Genomic DNA, 18,800 nt, shown 5'->3' with positions numbered 1-18,800 from the left:
TCCCATGGAGCCCGCCACCGGGGAATTCCCAGATTCGGACTCTAAAATGGCCTGACCCCTGTCGTGAAAGAAGGCTCACCTGTGTCTCGACCCAGTGAAGACCGTGCTGACGGAACCGGATCCCCGGTTCGGTCAGGTTCTGCTGCCCGGCACACGGATGACCCCGCCGCGGGACCGGCACGGCATCTGGGACCCCTCCGCCGCATGCCCGGCTGGCTGAAAATCGGCACGGCCGTTGTGTCCATCCTGCTGGTTGGTGTCCTCGCGTTCGGCGCCTACTGGGTCATCCGGCTGCAGGGCAATATCAGCAAGGCATCACTCGGAGCCGGCAGTGACAAGACCGAGGGCGCACTGGACGACTCGCGGGACAGGATGCAGATCCTGATTCTGGGCTCGGACACGCGGGACGGCAAGAACGCGAAGTACGGCACGTCCGACGACGCCACCGGCTACGGGCACTCCGACGTCATGATGCTGATGGACATCTCCGCGGACAACAAGCGGGTCAGTGTGGTCAGTTTCCCCCGCGACCTGCTGGTGGACACCCCCGAATGCACCGACCAGGAATCCAAGAAGGAATTCCCGGCGCAGGAAAACGTGATGATCAACGAGGCCATGTCGGAGGCCGGCATCGGCTGCGCCGTGGACACGGTCAACAAACTGACCGGCCTGGAGATCGACCACTTTATGATGGCCGACTTCAACGCCGTCAAGGAGCTCTCGAACACCGTGGGCGGTGTGGAGGTCTGCATCAGCGACGCCGTGTATGACCCGGATTCGAAGCTGAGGCTCCCCAAGGGAACCTCCACGGTCCAGGGCGAGCAGGCGCTGGCGTTCCTGCGCACCCGGCACGCGTTCGCCGACGGCGGCGACCTCGGCCGGATTAAGGCACAGCAGGGCTTCCTGTCATCCCTCACGCGGAAGATGAAGGATGACGGCACGATGTCCAACCCCGGCAAGATGCTGGAGATCGCCGACGTTGTCACCAAGAACCTGACCATCGACGAGGGGCTCGCCTCCATCCCGACGCTGCTGACGGTGGGGAACCGGCTGAAGAACATCGACGTCGGAAAGGTCGCGTTCGTGGCGGTCCCGACGGTCCCCGCGGAGACCGACCCGAACCGGCTGCAGGTCGCGGAGCCCGCTGCTTCCCAGCTCTTCGCCGCGATGCGCAAGGACATTGACCTCACCGACCCGACGGCACCGCCGAGCCCGTCCGCGTCCCCGGAGCCCAGTGCCAGCGGCAGTCCAAGCCCCGAGCCGACTCCCAGCGAGACCGCCGCCGCCTACGACAAGGCGCTGCAGCCCGTTACCGTGGCGAACGGCTCCGGGGTCCCGGCGCGGGCCCAGGAGATCATCCAGGCCCTCACCGCCGGCGGATTCACCCAACTTGGCGAGCTGGCCGCCCAGCCGGTCGCAGCGACCGCTGTGTACTACGGTGCGGGCTACGAGGCTGTGGCCGCTGATATCGCCGCCCTGCTCGGCATTCCGGCAACCCAGGTGCTGCCGTCCGCCAGTGTCGTGGGCGTCCAGGTCTACCTGGGCAGCGACCTGGTGGGCGGCACCCCGGGCGGGGACGCCGCGGTGCAGCTGCCCTCGGACATCGTCAACCAGACCGCGGGGGACGTCGTCTGCCAGCAGGCCAATCCGGCGCTGATCACCCCGTAGCGGCGTGCGTTAAGCCCACGAGGGCCGGCACCGGGAACTGAACTGTTCCCGGGGCCGGCCCTTTGTTGTGGCCAGGCGGCCGGTGCTGCCGGGGAGCGCTGCCTACCAGATGCTGACGCGCTCGTCCGCCGGCATCCACATGCCGTCCTGCTCCTCCGTGCCGAAGGCCTCGTGGAAGGCATCAAGGTTTTTGGCGATCTGGTTGGTGCGGAACTCGTTGGGGGAGTGCGGATCCGTGGCGATTCTGCGGATCGCTTCCTCGGTCCGGATGACCTGCCGCCAGCTGGCAGCCCAGGACGCAAAGAAGCGTTGCACGCCGGTCAGGCCGTCCAGCACCGACGGCTCCTGGCCGTCGAGGCTGATCAGGTAGGCCTTGTACGCAATCGTCAGGCCGCCGAGGTCGCCTATGTTCTCGCCCAGGGTCAGTTTGCCGTTGACGGTGTGCCCGGGCGCCGCGGCGGGGGAGAGCGCATCGAACTGGGCCACCAGTCTGGCGGCCAGCGATTCGAAGGCGCTGCGGTCGTCCTCCGTCCACCAGTTGCGGAGCAGTCCGCTGCCATCGTACTGGGAGCCCTGGTCGTCGAAGCCGTGGCCGATTTCGTGCCCGATGACGGCGCCGATGCCGCCATAGTTGACGGCATCGTTGGCGTCGGCGGTGAAGAACGGCGGCTGCAGGATCGCCGCGGGGAAAACGATCTCGTTGAGCAGCGGGTGGTAGTAGGCATTCACCGTCTGCGGCGTCATCAGCCACTTCTCCCGGTCCACGGGCTTGCCCACCTCATCAAGGTGCCGGTCGACGTCGGCGTTGTGCGCGCGCTCCACGTTGCCGAGCAGGTCCGACGGGTCGATGTCCACCGCGGAGTAGTCGATCCATTTGTCCGGGTAGCCGATCTTGGCCCGAAAGGAATCGAGCTTCTTGAGCGCCTCGTGTTTCGTGTCCTCGCCCATCCAGGCCAGGCCGGTGATGGAATCTCGGTACGCCTCGATCAGGTTTGCAACCAGCGACTCCATCCGGGCCTTGTGCGTCTCCGGGAAATGCCGGGCCACGTAGATCTGTCCCACGGCCTCGCCGAGGGCAGCCTCGACGACGGCGACCCCGCGCTTCCACCGGTCCTTGTTGCGCGGCGTGCCGCTGAGCGTCGTGCCGTAGAAGGCGAAGTTGGCGTCCACCAACGCGGAGGAGAGGTACGGTGCGGCCGCACTGACGACGCGCAGGGCAAGCCATTCCTGCCAGACGGACAGCGGCTCGGAGTCGAGCAGGGAGGCCGCCCCGGAGAAGAAATCCGGGGTGCTGACGACCAGCTCGGCGCGCTTCTCCGGCGTGATGGCGGCGGCGTCGAACCAGGTCGTAAGCAGCGGGAAGAGCTGTGTGGCCTCATCGGCGGATTTCAGGTTGTAGGTCTTCTGCGGATCCCGCAGCGTGACTTTGTCCCAGTGATGCGAGGCCAGCGCCGTCTCCAACGCCACGACGCGGCCGGCCGCAGCCGCCGGGTCGGCAACGCCGGCCAGGGTGAAAACGGTCGCCACATGGTCCTGGTAGGCCTGGACCACCGCGGCGAACTTCTCCTCGCGGTAATACGACTCATCCGGCAGGCCCAGTCCGCCCTGGCCGGTGTACAGCAGGATCCGGTCCGGGTTGCCGGCGTCGGGGGCGGGATAGATATAAAAGAGGCCGCCCACGTCGGCGCGGAACAACCGGCCGGAGAGAGCCACGAGTTCGGCGGCCGTCTGCGTGGCGAATACCTCGGCGAGTCGCTGCCTGATCGGGTCCAGCCCCTTGGCCTCCACCGCGGCCTCGTCCATGAAGCTGTTGTAGAGGTCCCCGATTTTCTGCTCGATCCCGGTGGACTCCGCGCCGCGGGCCGCCGCGTCCTCGATGATCTCCTTCACCGCAAGCTCCGAGCCGTCCCGCAGCGCCGTGAACGTCCCCTCCAGGGGCCGGTCGTCCGGGATCTCGGTGCTCTTGAGCCAGGTGCCGTTGACATGCTCGTACAGGTCATCCTGGGGCCGGACACTGGAGTCGATATTGGACAGGGCGATTCCCGAAAGTGGCACGGATGCTCCTTTGAGAGGCAGCGCGGCACCGCCTTGTTACGGGTCGCCGGTCTGCATGGTGGACGTTACGGAGGTGTGGCTCCTTCATCTTACGCACCCGTGTTATCGTGAAAAGGTGCGCGCAGAACTGCTTCTTCTTAGCTGCCGCGGCGAGGCCTCAGACGCGATCTAGCGCAAGGCCCACCCTCGCTGCGGAGTTTGTGTTGCCCGGCCACCCTTTCATCAGGAATCACAGAAAAGGCCCCGATTGTAATGCGAAACGCACAGAAGACCTCAGGAATGCCCGTCCACCGCTACGTCCCGTTCCAGGACCTGATCACGGTCGAACTGCCGGACCGCACCTGGCCGGACAAGGTCATCACCAAAGCCCCGCGCTGGTGCGCCGTGGACCTGCGCGACGGCAACCAGGCCCTGATCGACCCCATGAGCCCCGCCCGCAAGCTGAAGATGTTCCAGCTGCTGGTCCGGATGGGCTACAAGGAAATTGAGGTCGGGTTCCCCTCCGCCTCGCAGACGGACTTCGACTTCGTCCGCCAGCTGATCGAGGGCAACCACATTCCCGACGACGTCACCATCCAGGTCCTGACCCAGGCCCGCGAGCACCTGATCGAGCGCACCTATGAGTCGCTGGTCGGCGCCAAGCAGGCCATCGTGCACCTGTACAACTCGACGTCGGTCCTGCAGCGCCGGGTCGTCTTCAACCAGGACGAGGACGGCATCCTGGACATCGCCTTGCAGGGCGCACGGCTGTGCAAGAAATACGAAGAAACCCTGCAGGACACCCACATCACCTACGAGTACTCGCCGGAATCCTTCACCGGGACCGAGCTGGAGTACGCCGTGCGGGTCTGCAACGCCATCGCCGACGTGTTCGAGGCCTCCGCCGACAGCCAGGTCATCATCAACCTCCCGGCGACCGTGGAAATGGCCACCCCCAACGTTTACGCGGACTCCATTGAGTGGATGAGCCGCAACCTGCACCCGCGGGAGGGCATCATCCTGTCCCTGCACCCGCACAATGACCGCGGCACCGGTGTCGCGGCTGCGGAGCTGGGCTACCTGGCCGGCGCGGACCGGATCGAAGGCTGCCTGTTCGGCAACGGCGAGCGGACCGGCAACGTGGACCTGGTGACCCTGGGCCTGAACATGTTTGTCCAGGGCATCGACCCGATGATCGATTTCTCCGACATCGATGAAGTCCGGCGCACCGTTGAATACTGCAACCAGCTGCCCGTGGCCGAGCGTGCACCGTACGGCGGGGACCTCGTCTTCACCGCCTTCTCCGGCTCGCACCAGGACGCCATCAAGAAGGGCCTGGAGGCGCTCGAGAAGGACGCAGCCGCCGCCGGCAAGGACGTTGCCGACTACCCCTGGCAGGTCCCGTACCTGCCGGTCGACCCGAAGGACCTCGGCCGCAGCTACGAGGCCGTCATCCGGGTCAATTCCCAGTCGGGCAAGGGTGGCGTCGCCTACCTGCTGAAGAACGAGCACAACCTGGACCTGCCGCGGCGCGCCCAGATCGAATTCTCCGGTGTCATCCAGAAGCAGACCGACACCGTGGGCGGCGAAGTCAGCGGCGCCCAGCTCTGGCAGGTCTTCCAGGATGAATACCTGCCCTCCGGCTCGGCTGACGCGCAGTGGGGACGCTACGCCCTCGGCCCGTTCAGCACGGAGACGGACGAGGACGGTTCGATGACACTGCACGCCGCGCTCAAGATCGACGGCACCCCGGTCCACCGCACCGGGACCGGCAACGGTCCGATCGCTGCGCTGCTGAGCATCCTGCGTGAAGACGGCGTCGACGTCCGGGTGCTGGACTACAGCGAGCATGCCCTGTCCGAAGGCGGCAGTGCCCTCGCCGCGGCCTATGTCGAATGCGCCGTGGGGGAACGCGTGCTGTGGGGCGTCGGGATCGACGCCAACACCTCCACTTCCTCGCTCAAGGCGGTCATCTCGGCCGTGAACCGGGCCATCCGGGACGCCCGCGCCTAAGCCCTCCGTCACTGCGCCGCCGGGCTTTCCGGCGGCGCAGTGCTGATTTTCCGATCGGCAGCGTTAAGTTCACAGACAGTGCGAAGATTAACCGTGGCCCAACCTTCCTCCTTTGCCTCCCGCGCCTACCGTGATGACGGCGTTATCCTGCGCACCCACAAGCTGGGCGAAGCGGACCGCATCATCACCATCCTCACCAAGCACCACGGCCAGGTCCGCGCAGTGGCCAAGGGCGTCCGGCGCACAAGCAGCCGCTTCGGCGCCCGGCTGGAACCCTTTATGGTCGCGGACCTCCAACTGATTTCCGGCCGTAGCCTGGACATTGTCACGCAGGCCGTCGCCAAGGGTGCCTACGGCGGCAACATCGCCGCGGACTACGGCCGCTACACCGTGGCTGCGGCCATGACGGAAACGGCGGAGAAGCTCACCGACGTCGACGGTGAAGCGGGCACGGCCCAGTACAACCTCCTCGTCGGCGCCCTGGCCTCGCTGAGCCGGGGCGACCACAGCCCGGAACTCATTCTCGATTCGTACCTGCTGCGCGCCCTCGCCACCGGCGGGTGGGCGCCGAGCTTCACCGACTGTGCCCGCTGCGGGGCCCGCGGGCCGCACACCGCGTTCTCGGCTCCGCTCGGCGGCATGGTGTGCGCCGACTGCCGGCCGCCGGGATCACCCGCGCCGGCCGCGGAAACTGTTCTGCTGCTCGGCGCGCTGCTGACCGGGGACTGGACGACGGCGGACGCGTCCGTCCCCGTGCACCGCCGGGAGGCCGCGGGCCTCGTGGCCAGCTACCTGCAGTGGCATCTGGAACGTGTGCTTAAATCCCTCAAACATGTGGAGCGAACGTAACTGTGGCGTTGGGTAAAAAGAAGAATTCGGTCCGGCAGCGCAGCACCCCCGTGGTGAGCCCGTACCCGCACCCCTCCGGCGCCGTGCCCCCGGCGATCCCGGCCGAGTTCATTCCGCGGCACGTCGCGATCGTGATGGACGGTAACGGACGCTGGGCCAACCAGCGCGGCCTGCCCCGGATCGAAGGCCACAAGGCGGGGGAGCCTGCCCTGCTGGACGTCATGGCCGGCGCGATCGAGCTCGGCATCGAGTACGTGAGTGTCTATGCTTTCTCCACGGAAAACTGGCGCCGCTCGCCCGAGGAAGTGCGCTTCCTGATGGGATTTAACAAGGACGTGCTACGTCGCCAGCGCAACCAGCTCGATGAATGGGGCGTCCGGATCCGCTGGTCCGGCCGGCGTCCCCGGCTGTGGGGTTCGGTCATCCGCGAACTCGAGGAGGCCGAGGACTTCACCCGCGGCAACAGCACCTGCACGTTGAACATGTGTGTTAATTACGGAGGGCGCGCCGAAATCGCGGATGCGGTGTCCGCGATCGCGGAGGAAGTGGCCGCCGGGCGGCTCAAGCCGGGCGCCATCACGGAGAAAACGATCCAGAAATACCTGGACGAACCGGACCTGCCGGACGTTGACCTGTTTCTGCGCAGTTCCGGCGAGCAGCGGCTCTCCAACTTCATGCTGTGGCAGTCGGCGTATGCGGAGTTCGTCTTTATGGACACGCTGTGGCCCGACGTTGACCGGCGCACTTTGTGGGACGCCGTCGAAATTTACGCCCAGCGGGACCGCCGTTACGGCGGAGCGGTGGACGCAGCCCCCGCCGGCCCGGCCTGACCCCGGGTCCACCCGCCCCACCTGCCCGGGGCAGGGCCGGTCAACCCGGGTACAGGCTGAGCCAGAGGACCAGATCGTCGTAGGCTTCCTGCCGCACCGCGCGGCGGGACAGGAAGAGGTCGTGGATTGCCCCCGGGTACCGGAAGACGGCCGTTCGGCGGCCCAGCCGGAGCGCGCTGCGCGCTGTTTCCTCGACATCGATCACGGCGTCGAGATCCATGAGTTCCTGGGACCATTCGGCTTGGATCCGGGTGCGTTCGGACAGCATCACGAGCACCGGCGAGCTGATGTTGAGCCGCCGGGCCACGGCCGCGTGGCCGGCCAGGACCGCCTTCATCCAGCCCGGCCGGATGGGGAACGATTCCTTCGGACGCCATGCGGGATCCAGTACCCATTCGCCGTGCGCTGTGTCGCTCACGCTGTCCCAGTAGCCGGGCATGCTGGGCAGGAGGAGGGCCCGGCGCGGATCTGCGCGCGCCAGGGGTTCCACCAAATGCACCGCGATGTTCCGGATCAGGCTGCTGCCCTGCAGTTCCAGCCAGGGCGCATTGAGGACCAGGGTGCCCAGCTTCCCCGGATTCCGGTCCGCCCACAGTGCTGCCACGAGACCACCGAGGGAATGCGCGAGCAGGTGCACCGTCGGGGCGACGGAACTGCCGGTGCGTCCGGCGATGTCGCAGCCGATCGCTGCCAGCGCAGCTGCGATGTCCTCGTCATAGACGGCCAGATCGGCCGTGTAGCCGGGGGTCTGCCAGTCCCGGAGGCTGCGCCCGAACTTCCGCAGGTCCAGGGCGTAGAAGTGGAAGCCGCTGGCAACGAGGTGGTCGGCGAGTTCGGCCTGCAGGAAATAGTCCGCCCAGCCGTGCAGGTAGAGGACCACCTTCGCCGGCGCTTGCGTTCCGTGGACGGCGGGCAGCATGCGTGCGGGGCCCGCCTCAGTTATCCCGGCCGCAACGCCACCGGGGCCGGTATGCCGCACCAGGGTCGCGACAACGGGTCCTTCGTCGTCCGCAGGCAGGGGCAGCTCCAGGCTCGCGAAGCGGCTGCCCAGCACGTCGTTCCGCCACAGCGGCCGCACCGCGGGAAGAGTCATGCCGAGCCGCCGTCGTCCAGCACGTAGGCGCGGAGCCAGCGGGAAAGCCGGGCGTAGGCGTCGGCGCGGACGCGCGGGGCGGAGAGGAACACATCGTGCAGGGCGCCGTCGATCCGTTCCAGCGTGATGGTCCGGCCCAGGCTGAGGGCACGCAGGGCAATGGTGTTGACGTCGAGAACCGCGTCGGTGCGCCGCATGGATTCCTTCCAGAACATCCCGTTGGCGCTGGCTCCGGAGATGAGGACCAGGATCGGGACGTCGATGTTCAATCCCCGCGCCACCCGCGACTGCCCGGTGAGGACTGCGCTCAGCCAGCCGGCCCGGACGGGGAAGGCCCGGCGCGGGCGGTAGTTGTCATCCAGGGTCCACTCGCCCTCTGCGGCGCTGCTGATGCTGCGCCAGTAAAAGCCTCGTTCGGGGAGCCGGATGACGGCTTCGGGCCGGAACCGCGCGAGCGGTTCCACCATCGTCCGTGCTGCGCGGCGCACGGCCGGACTGCCGTGCATTTCCAGCCACGGGCTGTCGAGGATGAGCTGCGAGATCATCCCCGGATGCCGGCTGGCCCACAGGGCCGCAACCAGCCCGCCGGTGGAATGGCCCATCAGCGCCACGGTCGGCCGGGTTTCGGCCTCGGCCTGCCGGGAGGCGATGATGTCAATCGCTGCGGTGATCTCGGCGTCGTAGTCGTCCAGGTCGGCCACGTAACCGCCGTGCGTGCCGGCGTGGAGGCTTCGCCCGTGGTTGTGCATGTCGAGGGCGAAGAACGCGAAGCCCTGGCCGGTCCAGAATTCGGCGAGTTCCTCATTGAAGAAGTAGTCACTCCAGCCGTGCAGGAACAGCACGGCGCGGGGCCGGGACCCGCCCGCCGCACCCCCGCCGGCCGCGCCGCCGCCGGCACCCCCTCCGCCGGGGACGTGCCGGACCAGCGTGGCAGTCCGCTCGACGCCGTCGGGCCCGGCAGCCGGGAAGGTGCAGGCTTCGAAGTCGTCGCCGAGGATATCGGGTACCCATTCCATGGCTTCATGCTAGTGCCCGGTGGCCTGCGGGTTTGGTCTGGGCCGCCGGAACCGGAAAACTAGAGCCATGCGCGTATATCCGACTTTCTTCCGGCTGGCCTTCTCATGGATGGACGCCGAACGCGCCCACAAGATCGGCTTCAAGGCCATCCGGCTCGTCCACTCCTGCGGCGCCGGACGGGTGCTGCAGAAATTCACCTCCCCGGCGGCGTCCCTCCAGACCCAGGCGTTCGGCCTGACGTTCCCCTCACCGTTCGGCCTGGCAGCCGGCTTCGACAAGGAGGGCCACGGCATTGAGGCCCTCACCGAGCTGGGTTTCGGACACGTGGAGGTCGGCACCATCACCGGCCAGGCCCAGCCCGGGAACCCCGCGCCGCGGCTTTTCCGCCTGGTCGGGGACCGGGCCGTGATCAACCGGATGGGCTTCAACAATGACGGGGCCGCCGCAGTGGCGCCCCGGCTGAAGTCCGCCCGCGCCGCCCTGCAGCGCCGCCATCCCGGTGTCCGGCCGGTCATCGGCGTCAACATCGGCAAGAGCAAGGTCGTGGAACTCGAGGACGCCGTGGCTGACTACCTCATCAGCGCCCGCAGCCTGGCGCCCGCCGCCGACTACCTCGTGGTCAACGTCAGCTCCCCGAACACCCCGGGCCTGCGGCTGCTGCAGGATGTCGAAACACTGCGCCCGCTGCTGACGGCCGTGGGGGAGGCCTCGGACCAGGCTGCAGGGCGCCACGTCCCGCTGCTGGTCAAGATCGCTCCGGACCTCAGCGATGAGGACATCGACGACGTCGCGCGGCTGGCGCTGGACCTGAACCTGGACGGAATCATCGCCACCAACACCACCATCGCCCGCACCGGACTCTCCTCCAGCCCGGACAAGGTGGCAGCCTGCGGCGCCGGCGGGCTGTCCGGAGCCCCGCTGAAGCACCGCTCGCTGGAGGTGCTGGCCCGGCTTAAGGCGGCCACCGAAGGCAAGCTGACCCTGGTCTCGGTGGGCGGCGTCGAAACCGCGCAGGACGTCCAGCAACGGCTCGACGCCGGCGCCACCCTCGTGCAGGGTTACACGGCGTTCCTCTACGAGGGTCCGTTCTGGGCCGCCGGCATCAACCGCCTGCTCGCGAAACACCCGTCCCGGCGCTAGGCCACGCGGCCCCGCGCGGGCCGTCCCCCGAAATCCGGGCGACGACAAAGCCCCCGGCAGTCAGACTGCCGGGGGCTCCGTGTTGAATGGGGTCAGGCGGGATATTCGCCGCGCTTGACGAGCGGTTTGGGAAGGCGCAGGCGGCGGAACTGCAGCGAACGCATGGAGCCGTACCAGACGGTGCCTCGCTCCACGTCGCCGAACTTCTCGGTCAGGCGATTCTTGAGCTTCCGGGACAGGATGAAGACGTCGACGAATACCGCCAGGAACATCACCCAGAACCCGCCCAGGACGTAGATCATCTGTTCGCTGGAGGCCGGGACGAGGAGTGAGACGATCACGAAGATGAGCGCGCCGAACATCAGGTACTCGCCGAGGCTGAAGCGGGCATCGACATAGTCGCGGGCGAAACGCTTCTGCGGACCCTTGTCCCGCAGCGGCAGGAACCTCTCGTCGCCGGTGTCCATGGCATGCCGCATCTTGAGCCGCTGCTCCTGGACCGCTGCACGCTCCGCGGCCTTGGAGGCCTTGCGGTCCTCCGGCACGAGCGGCCGCTTACGGGCCGCCACCTGCGCGCTGCGCTTGGGCGTGGGCGCGCCCTTGCCGAGGGCGGTGTCCCGGGCTGCTGCCCCGGCCGCCTGCTGGTCAACTATGTCCTGCGCCAATGGCGCTTCTTTTTTACGTCCAAACACCCCTACAGAATACCCCGGGGCGGCACGCGCGAGACCCAGCCCACACAGCGCGTGACCCGCTGTGCCAGTGATCAAGGTTTAAAGTGATCTGCGGCACCGGTAGTGTTCTGGCCATGACTTCATCACCCGCGGGGAACCCGCAAACCACATCTGCCCGGGTCGGAAACGTCGACACCGAGGCCCTCCGCCAGGCCGTTGCCGAATCGTTCGACACCACGATCGCCCAGTTGACGGAGCTCGTTGCCATCCCGGGCATCGCCTGGCCCAGCTTCGACCCCGCCCCGCTCAACGCCAGCGCCGACGCCGTCGCCGAACTCGTCCGTGCCAGCGGCTTCGACGAGGTCCAGATCCTGCGGTGCGACAAGGAAGACGGGACCCCCGGCGGCCCGGCCGTCGTCGCCCGCCGTCCCGCCGCCGCGGGCAAGCCGACCATCCTGCTGTACGCGCACCACGATGTGCAGCCCACCGGAGACCTGGCCCTGTGGGAGACGGAGCCGTTCACCGCCGTCGAGCGCGACGGGCGGCTGTACGGGCGCGGCGCGGCCGACGACAAGGCCGGGATCCTCGCGCACATCGCCGCCTACTCGGCGGTGACCCGTGTGCTGGGCGACGACCTTGGCCTCGGCGTGACCTTTTTCTTCGAGGGGGAGGAGGAAGCCGGCTCGCCGACCTTCCGCACCTTCCTGGAAACCCACCGGGAGCTGCTGCGCGCCGATGTGATCGTCGTGGCAGACTCCAGCAACTGGAAGGTCGGCATCCCTGCGCTCACCACCAGCCTCCGCGGCCTGGTCGACGGCACCATCGAGGTCAAGGTCCTGGACCACGCAGTCCACTCCGGCATGTTTGGCGGGCCCGTGCTGGACGCGCCGACCCTGCTCTCCCGGCTGATCGCCACCCTGCACGATGAGGAGGGCAACGTGGCGATTGCCGGCCTGGCCAGCCGGGACGACGTCACCGTTGACCTCTCCGAGGAGCAGTACCGCGCCGACGCCTCGGTGCTCGACGGCGTCCGGCTCGCCGGCACCGGGACGATCGCCTCGCGCCTGTGGACCAAGCCGGCCCTGTCGATCATCGGCTTCGACGCCCCCGCCGTTGACGTCGCCTCCAACACCCTCCTGCCGCGGGCGCGCGCCAAGTTCAGCCTGCGGCTCGCGCCCGGACAGCATCCGGCCGACGCTATGGACGCCGTCCGCCGCCACGTGGAAGCGAACGCGCCGTTCGGCGCCCAGGTCGTGTTCACGCCGGGGGAGAGCGGCAACGCCTTCCTCACGGACACCTCCTCCAAGGCCGCCAGCGTCGCGATGTGGGCGCTCGGAGAGGCGTGGGGCGTCCCGGCCGTGGAGACCGGCATCGGCGGCTCGATCCCGTTTATTGCCGACCTGACCGAGCTGTACCCGGACGTGCAGATCCTGGTCACCGGCGTCGAGGATCCCGATTCCCGGGCGCACAGCGCGAACGAATCCCTCCACCTCGCGGACTTCCGGAACGCCATCGTGGCCGAAGCGCTGATGCTGGCCCGCCTGAATGAGGAAGGACTCGCCTGAACGGACCGGCCGGGAGTGTTCTCAGGGAACATCCAGCCGGCTGGGACCGTTACGGCAGGAGTTAGAGCTACAGGGCTGATCGACGTAGCATGTAGCTATAGCCCGTACCGTTCAAGTAGGGGCGGGTGCCGCGGGAGCGGCGCCGCCACCACCGTCGTTAGAAGGTAGGCCATGAGCACTACAACCAATGAGAACAGCGCCGACACCACCGCCACGGCGGGCGAAGAACTGGCCACGCACGAGGTCAAGCTGACCGACGTCGCGGCCGGCAAGGTTCGCAGCCTGCTCGAGCAGGAAGGCCGCACCGATCTGCGCCTCCGGGTGGCCGTGCAGCCGGGCGGTTGCTCTGGCCTGATCTACCAGCTCTACTTCGACGAGAGACTCCTCGACGGAGACGCTGTCCGCAACTATGACGGCGTTGAAGTTGTGGTCGACAAGATGAGCGTCCCGTACCTCAGCGGCGCCAGCATCGACTTCGAGGACACCATCTCCAAGCAGGGCTTCACCATCGACAACCCCAACGCCGGCGGCTCCTGCGCCTGCGGTGATTCCTTCCACTAAGGCCGGGCAATCCGCCCGGCCTTAGGGCCGCAGGATTCATGACGAGCGGGCCCGTTAAAAAGGTCCCGACGCACGGCGCGGACATGTGGGCGAAAACTCGCGGGGAGCGGTAAGCTCTACACCGAGTAGTAAAACTTTTAGTGTGCCCTGACCGCCATTTTGCGGCCCGGGCGACAGCAACAAGTAGGAAGGGCCGTCTGTGAGTTCGCAGAACCGAACCGGCAGCCGACGCAAACAGATCACTACGATCACTGGCTTGGCACTCGCCGGCGCGTTGGCTTTGACTGGATGTTCACCAGAGGTACAGAAAGGGTGGCTGCCCACTGAGCGTGGCACCACCAACCACACTGACCGCATCATGGACCTCTGGGTCAACTCATGGATTGCCGCCCTGGTTGTGGGCGTCATTACCTGGGGCCTGATGATCTGGTGCATCGTCGCCTACCGGCGCCGCAAAGGCACCGTCGGGTTCCCGCGGCAGAACAGCTTCAACCTGCCCCTTGAGGTCTTTTACCTGACGATCCCGCTGTTCATGGTGCTGGTGTTCTTCTACTTCACCGACCGCGACCAGCAGGCGATCGACAACCGCTCCGAGCCCGCCGACGTCGTCGTTGACGTCCGCGGCAAGCAGTGGGCGTGGGACTTCAACTACAAAAAGGGCGAGGTCATCCAGGAGGATGTCCACGAAGCCGGCGTCCAGGCGCACCTCACCGGCGAGGAAGTGGACAAGGAAAAGCTGCCCACCCTGTACCTGCCGGTCAACAAGTCGGTTGACGTGGAGCTGAACGCCCGCGACGTCATCCACTCCTTCTGGGTCCCCGCCTTCCTGCAGAAGCGCGACATGATCCCCGGAAAGACCAACTACATGAGGTTCACCCCCACCAAGGAGGGAACCTACGACGGCAAGTGCGCCGAACTCTGTGGCGAATACCACTCCGAAATGCTGTTCCGCGTGAAGGTCGTCTCCGACGCCGAATTCCAGGCGCACCTGGAGAAGCTGCGCCAGGACGGCAACACGGGCCTCCTCGGCGAAGAGTACGACCGCAACCCGGCCCCGACCGAAACCAAGTAAGGGGAGCGACGTGGCAACTACCTATTCACAGCCCACCGGGATCCTTGAGGCTCCCGTAGTACCGAAGTCCAAGGGACGCATCGTCGTCAACTGGATCACCACCACCGACCACAAGACCATCGGGTACATGTACCTGATCGCGTCCTTCGTGTTCTTCTGCTTCGGCGGAGTCATGGCGCTGCTGATCCGCGCCGAGCTGTTCGAACCCGGCATGCAGATCCTGCAGACCAAAGAGCAGTACAACCAGCTGTTCACTATGCACGGCACCGTGATGCTGCTGATGTTCGCGACGCCGTTGTTCGCCGGCTTCGCCAACGTCATGATGCCGTTGCAGATCGGCGCCCCTGACGTCGCCTTCCCGCGGCTGAATGCACTGGCCTTCTGGTTCTTCCTCTTCGGCTCCACCATCGCCGTGTCCGGCTTCATCACCCCGCAGGGTGCAGCATCGTTTGGCTGGTTTGCGTATGCGCCGCTGTCCAACACGACGTTCAGCCCCGGCGTGGGTGGTGACCTCTGGGTCTTTGGCCTGGCGCTGACCGGCTTCGGTACCATCCTCGGCGCGGTCAACTTCATTACCACGATCATCTGCATGCGTGCCCCGGGCATGACCATGTGGCGGATGCCGATCTTCACCTGGAACATCCTCGTCACGTCGATCCTGGTCCTGATGGCCTTCCCGCCGCTGGCCGCAGCCCTCTTCGCCCTCGGCGCGGACCGCCGCTTCGGAGCCCACATCTTCGACCCGGAGAACGGCGGCGCCGTCCTCTGGCAGCACCTGTTCTGGTTCTTCGGACACCCGGAGGTCTACATCATTGCCCTGCCGTTCTTCGGCATTGTCTCGGAGATCTTTCCGGTCTTCAGCCGCAAACCGATCTTCGGCTACAAGGGCCTGGTCTACGCGACCATCTCCATCGCCGCACTGTCCGTGACCGTGTGGGCGCACCACATGTATGTCACCGGCTCGGTCCTGCTGCCGTTCTTCTCCTTCATGACGATGCTGATCGCGGTGCCCACCGGTGTGAAGTTCTTCAACTGGATTGGTACCATGTGGCGGGGATCGATTACCTTCGAAACCCCCATGCTGTGGAGCATCGGCTTCCTGGCGACGTTCCTCTTCGGCGGATTGACCGGCATCATCCTGGCCTCCCCGCCACTGGACTTCCACGTCTCCGACTCCTACTTCGTCGTGGCCCACTTCCACTACGTCGTCTTCGGCACCGTGGTCTTCGCGATGTTCGCCGGCTTCTACTTCTGGTGGCCGAAATGGACCGGCAAGATGCTCAACGAGCGCCTTGGCAAGATCCACTTCTGGATGCTGTTCCTCGGTTTCCACGGCACCTTCCTCATCCAGCACTGGCTGGGCGTCGAGGGCATGCCCCGCCGCTACGCGGACTACATGCCGCAGGACAACTTCACCTGGATGAACCAGTTCTCCACCTATGCCTCGTTCCTGCTGGGCGCCTCGCTGATCCCGTTCTTCTGGAACGTCTACATCACCTGGCGCAGCAACGAGCGGGTCGAAGTGGATGACCCGTGGGGCTTCGGCGCGTCCCTCGAGTGGGCGACCTCCTGCCCGCCGCCGCGCCACAACTTCACCTCGCTGCCGCGGATCCGTTCGGAGCGTCCCGCCCTGGACCTTCACCACCCCGAACTCTCCCAGTCATACACCGTCGAATCTCCTGCCCCGGCAGCAGCAACGCTCGGTAACGCCGACCAGAAGGATCAAGCCCAGTGAAAATCGAATCAAGGCTCTTCGGCTACGGAGCCTTCTTCTTCATCCCGGTCGCGATCGTCTACGGGTACCTGACCGAATGGAACGAATGGGTCGGCACCCTCGGTGTTCTGCTGCTCGGCGGCCTCGCCGGTATGGTCGGCGCCTACCTCGCCTTCACCGCGAAGCGGGTCGGAATGCGTCCCGAGGACCGCAGCGATGCGGAGATCCACGAGGGCGCCGGTGAACAGGGCCACTTCAGCCCCTGGAGCTGGTGGCCTCTGGTCCTCGGTCTGGCCTCGGCCGGTGGCTTCCTCGGCCTGGCCGTCGGGTTCTGGATCGTCTACATCGCGGCCGGTCTTGCCCTGGTCGGCCTGGTCGGCTGGGTCTACGAATACAGCCGCGGAGACCACGCGCACTAACGTCCGCGAGGACACGTACGGATCAATATCGACGGCGGGCCCCACCATGTGGTGGGGCCCGCCGTCGTCTGCGCCTGCGGGGTGCCGCCGTGCCTTCGGCCACGATATGCAGGAGGAGCCGGTGCGCAAAGCCCAGGGCCAGGCGGGCGGACGACGCGCCGCGATAGCGGTTGGGATCCTCGTAGGAGTCTTCGCGGTGATCGGACCGGGATGGACCGGCACCAACCTCCTGGCCGCCGAGTTCGCCGGCGGTACCCCCAACTTGCCGCCTGGCCCTGGCGTGAGTACGAGGGACCGGTGGGCCGGTGCGCTCCCGCTGCATGGGTGCTTCTCGCCCTCGTAGCGGCGCTGATGGTGTTGCCCGTGGTGGTGTGGAAGCCCTCGCGGCATTACTTCGCGTGGACCTTGGCAGGGGCGTATGATCCTTTCCGCGTCACCAGGCTTCGTCGCATTCCTGTCGCTGCTCGTCGGCTTCAGCTCGCTCGACGCTGCGTCGTATTTCGTCCAGCCCGACGGCAGCTACGGCTTCCAGTGGATCGCGGGTGTCCTGGGCGTCGGAACGGCCGCCGTCGGCGGCCTGCGCGCCTACGTGACGCGGTCTGCCGCCCGGCGCAAGGGATAACCGGCCGGTGCACCCGTCGGGTTGGGTGCGGATCCCGGGGCGCCGACCGAGCAGAGCCGAACCTGGAGGCGATCAGCGGCGCAGGTACTGGCGGAAATTCCCATTGGGGTGCCGGTCGCTGGCTGGCGGCGAGAACCGAGGCCGCCGGGACCCTGGGCAGGGCCGCAGGAGGTTCCCTAGGGCGCTCAGCGGGACCGTGCGGATTCCAGCAGCACCCGCAGGCCGTCCAGGGCGCTCTCGACGTCGTCAGGGCTGTAGCGTTCCGGGACGGCGTCGGGGTTTACCGCCAGCTGCACCACGCAGCCGCAGTGGAAGTCCTCGGTCATAACTTCGAGCAGTGAGCGGGCGTCGACGCCCTGCCGGCCGTCCTTGCTGATGGTCACGGGCAGCCCGGTTTCATGGACAGCGCGAACAAAAAGCGCCGCAGGCCTTGCATGCAGTCCGACCTCGGCCTGAACGACTGCGTTCCGTACTGGCAACGGGGCTCCCTTGTCTCAGATGGTGGCGGTGGTGATGCCGGCGGGGACCGGCGCATTTAAGCCTAGCCGGGGCCGCGTTCCCGGGCGAACCCGGACACCCCGGTGGTCTAGACCTGCGCCGGGTGTGGTTTAACCTTGAGGTATGACTCATTCCGGAAGGCTGTACAGTGGCGCCCTCTGACGCGGCACGCATGGTCGGCGAGATCGACCGGAACAACGGTACGCCCATCTACGTCCAGTTGCGGGAAATCCTCAGGTCCCACATTGCCAGCGCCTGCCCGCCCGGGTCGGCGCTGCCCTCCGAACGGGACCTCGCCGAACGCTTTGGCCTGGCCCGGATGACGGTGCGCCAGGCCATCGATGCCCTCGTTGGTGAGGAAGTCATCGAGCGGGTGGTGGGTCTGGGCACCTTTGTCCGGAAGCCGAAGCTGGACCTGCAGGTCAAGCTGACCTCCTACAGCGAGGAAATGCAGCGACGCGGCATGGTCCCGGCGGCCAAGGTCCTCAGCTTCGAGCAGATCGGCGCCAGCGCCTTCCTGGCCCGGGAACTCCAGCTTGAGGAGGGCACGCCCCTGGTGCGGTTCCGCCGCCTGCTGCTGGCGGACAACGAGCCCATGAGCGTGGACGAGAACTTCATCCCGGCCCACCGCGTGCCCGGGCTGCTCGACGGCGAACCGCCCACCTCGCTCTACAACGTCCTGAGTGAACGCTTCGGGCTGGTGATGGAGTGGGGCGAGGACATGATCGAGGCCACGGCCGCCTCACCGTCCACGGCCCGCCTGCTCAACGTCGAGGTCGCTTCGCCGCTGCTGAAGATCCAGCGCCACGCCTTCGTGGCCCGGGCCATGGTGGACTACTCGGTGTCCTACTACCGGGCCGACCGCTACAAGCTCTGGGTGCCGCTGCAGCGTCCCGGCGTCCGACCGACCCGCAACTACGCCTCCGGCTACCGCCCCTAACAGCAACGCGGGGTCACATCGCGCCCATTAGGCGGTTCGGGATGGGCGCTGTCTGACCCCGCGTTGATTGTTTGGATGCCCGGAGATGCAGAAA

17 protein-coding genes are annotated in these 18,800 nt (G+C 66.9%); 12 read left to right on the top strand and 5 right to left on the bottom strand.

Going from position 1 to position 18,800, the window contains the following annotated elements; genetic code table 11:
* Positions 1 to 204: 204 nt before the first annotated feature.
* Entirely contained in the window at positions 205 to 1,668 is a 1,464-nt protein-coding gene (locus AC50YC_RS04595; RefSeq protein ID WP_494952401.1) for an LCP family protein, read from the top strand.
* Positions 1,669 to 1,770: 102 nt separating this feature from the next.
* On the opposite strand, the gene AC50YC_RS04590 is transcribed toward AC50YC_RS04595, so the two are convergent.
* Complete coding sequence (locus tag AC50YC_RS04590; protein ID WP_494952400.1) at positions 1,771 to 3,723, bottom strand: M13 family metallopeptidase; 1,953 nt, start codon at positions 3,721 to 3,723, stop codon at positions 1,771 to 1,773.
* Positions 3,724 to 3,975: 252 nt separating this feature from the next.
* Between AC50YC_RS04590 and leuA the strand changes: the two genes are divergently transcribed.
* From leuA to AC50YC_RS04575, 3 genes are all read left to right on the top strand, one after another.
* Positions 3,976 to 5,715: a 2-isopropylmalate synthase gene (gene leuA, locus AC50YC_RS04585; RefSeq protein WP_494952399.1), complete on the top strand. Its 1,740-nt coding sequence runs from the start codon at positions 3,976 to 3,978 to the stop codon at positions 5,713 to 5,715.
* A 93-nt stretch (positions 5,716 to 5,808) separates the two neighbouring features.
* Positions 5,809 to 6,564, top strand: coding sequence for a DNA repair protein RecO (gene recO, locus AC50YC_RS04580; protein ID WP_494952398.1), 756 nt, complete (start codon positions 5,809 to 5,811; stop codon positions 6,562 to 6,564).
* 2 nt (positions 6,565 to 6,566) lie between these two features.
* Entirely contained in the window at positions 6,567 to 7,394 is an 828-nt protein-coding gene (locus tag AC50YC_RS04575; RefSeq protein ID WP_494952397.1) for an isoprenyl transferase, read from the top strand.
* A gap of 40 nt (positions 7,395 to 7,434) precedes the next feature.
* Here AC50YC_RS04575 and AC50YC_RS04570 read toward each other — a convergent pair whose 3' ends face one another.
* Positions 7,435 to 8,487, bottom strand: a complete 1,053-nt coding sequence (locus AC50YC_RS04570) for an alpha/beta hydrolase (RefSeq protein ID WP_494952396.1) — start codon at positions 8,485 to 8,487, stop codon at positions 7,435 to 7,437.
* Positions 8,484 to 9,503: an alpha/beta hydrolase gene (locus tag AC50YC_RS04565; protein ID WP_494952395.1), complete on the bottom strand. Its 1,020-nt coding sequence runs from the start codon at positions 9,501 to 9,503 to the stop codon at positions 8,484 to 8,486. The genes AC50YC_RS04570 and AC50YC_RS04565 overlap by 4 nt, the downstream gene beginning before the upstream one ends.
* Positions 9,504 to 9,570: 67 nt before the next feature.
* Here AC50YC_RS04565 and AC50YC_RS04560 point away from each other — a divergent pair, with 67 nt between their 5' ends.
* Entirely contained in the window at positions 9,571 to 10,644 is a 1,074-nt protein-coding gene (locus AC50YC_RS04560; protein WP_494952394.1) for a quinone-dependent dihydroorotate dehydrogenase, read from the top strand.
* A gap of 92 nt (positions 10,645 to 10,736) precedes the next feature.
* Here AC50YC_RS04560 and AC50YC_RS04555 read toward each other — a convergent pair whose 3' ends face one another.
* A complete protein-coding gene (locus tag AC50YC_RS04555) occupies positions 10,737 to 11,336 on the bottom strand; it encodes a DUF3043 domain-containing protein (RefSeq protein ID WP_494952393.1) in 600 nt (199 codons plus the stop codon).
* 113 nt (positions 11,337 to 11,449) lie between these two features.
* Here AC50YC_RS04555 and AC50YC_RS04550 point away from each other — a divergent pair, with 113 nt between their 5' ends.
* The 6 genes from AC50YC_RS04550 (at position 11,450) to AC50YC_RS04525 (ending at position 17,268) form a co-directional block, all read left to right on the top strand.
* Entirely contained in the window at positions 11,450 to 12,880 is a 1,431-nt protein-coding gene (locus AC50YC_RS04550; protein ID WP_494952392.1) for a dipeptidase, read from the top strand.
* A gap of 171 nt (positions 12,881 to 13,051) precedes the next feature.
* Positions 13,052 to 13,441 (top strand): HesB/IscA family protein, encoded by a 390-nt coding sequence (locus AC50YC_RS04545; RefSeq protein WP_494952391.1) that lies wholly within the window; start codon positions 13,052 to 13,054, stop codon positions 13,439 to 13,441.
* Between the two features lie 199 nt (positions 13,442 to 13,640).
* Complete coding sequence (gene ctaC, locus AC50YC_RS04540) at positions 13,641 to 14,513, top strand: aa3-type cytochrome oxidase subunit II (protein ID WP_494952390.1); 873 nt, start codon at positions 13,641 to 13,643, stop codon at positions 14,511 to 14,513.
* Between the two features lie 10 nt (positions 14,514 to 14,523).
* Positions 14,524 to 16,248 (top strand): aa3-type cytochrome oxidase subunit I, encoded by a 1,725-nt coding sequence (ctaD, locus tag AC50YC_RS04535; RefSeq protein ID WP_479821713.1) that lies wholly within the window; start codon positions 14,524 to 14,526, stop codon positions 16,246 to 16,248.
* On the top strand, positions 16,245 to 16,646 hold the full coding sequence (locus AC50YC_RS04530) for a cytochrome c oxidase subunit 4 (protein WP_494952389.1): 402 nt from the start codon (positions 16,245 to 16,247) through the stop codon (positions 16,644 to 16,646). The genes ctaD and AC50YC_RS04530 overlap by 4 nt, the downstream gene beginning before the upstream one ends.
* 418 nt (positions 16,647 to 17,064) lie before the next feature.
* On the top strand, positions 17,065 to 17,268 hold the full coding sequence (locus AC50YC_RS04525) for a hypothetical protein (protein WP_494952388.1): 204 nt from the start codon (positions 17,065 to 17,067) through the stop codon (positions 17,266 to 17,268).
* 185 nt (positions 17,269 to 17,453) lie between these two features.
* Here the strand turns inward: AC50YC_RS04525 and AC50YC_RS04520 are convergent, their stop codons facing one another.
* Positions 17,454 to 17,747 carry an HPr family phosphocarrier protein gene (locus AC50YC_RS04520; RefSeq protein WP_494952387.1) on the bottom strand — a complete coding sequence of 98 codons (294 nt, stop codon included), beginning with the start codon at positions 17,745 to 17,747 and terminating at the stop codon, positions 17,454 to 17,456.
* A 191-nt stretch (positions 17,748 to 17,938) separates the two neighbouring features.
* Here AC50YC_RS04520 and AC50YC_RS04515 point away from each other — a divergent pair, with 191 nt between their 5' ends.
* The gene (locus AC50YC_RS04515; protein WP_494952498.1) at positions 17,939 to 18,706 is read left to right on the top strand and encodes a GntR family transcriptional regulator; all 768 of its coding nucleotides are present in this window, start codon (positions 17,939 to 17,941) and stop codon (positions 18,704 to 18,706) included.
* The last annotated feature ends 94 nt before the right edge of the window (positions 18,707 to 18,800 follow it).

It is taken from the genome of Pseudarthrobacter sp. MDT1-56, from assembly GCF_059383555.1.
The sequence above is the reverse complement of the archived record's forward strand: the minus strand, read 5'-3'. Positions and strand labels throughout refer to the sequence as shown.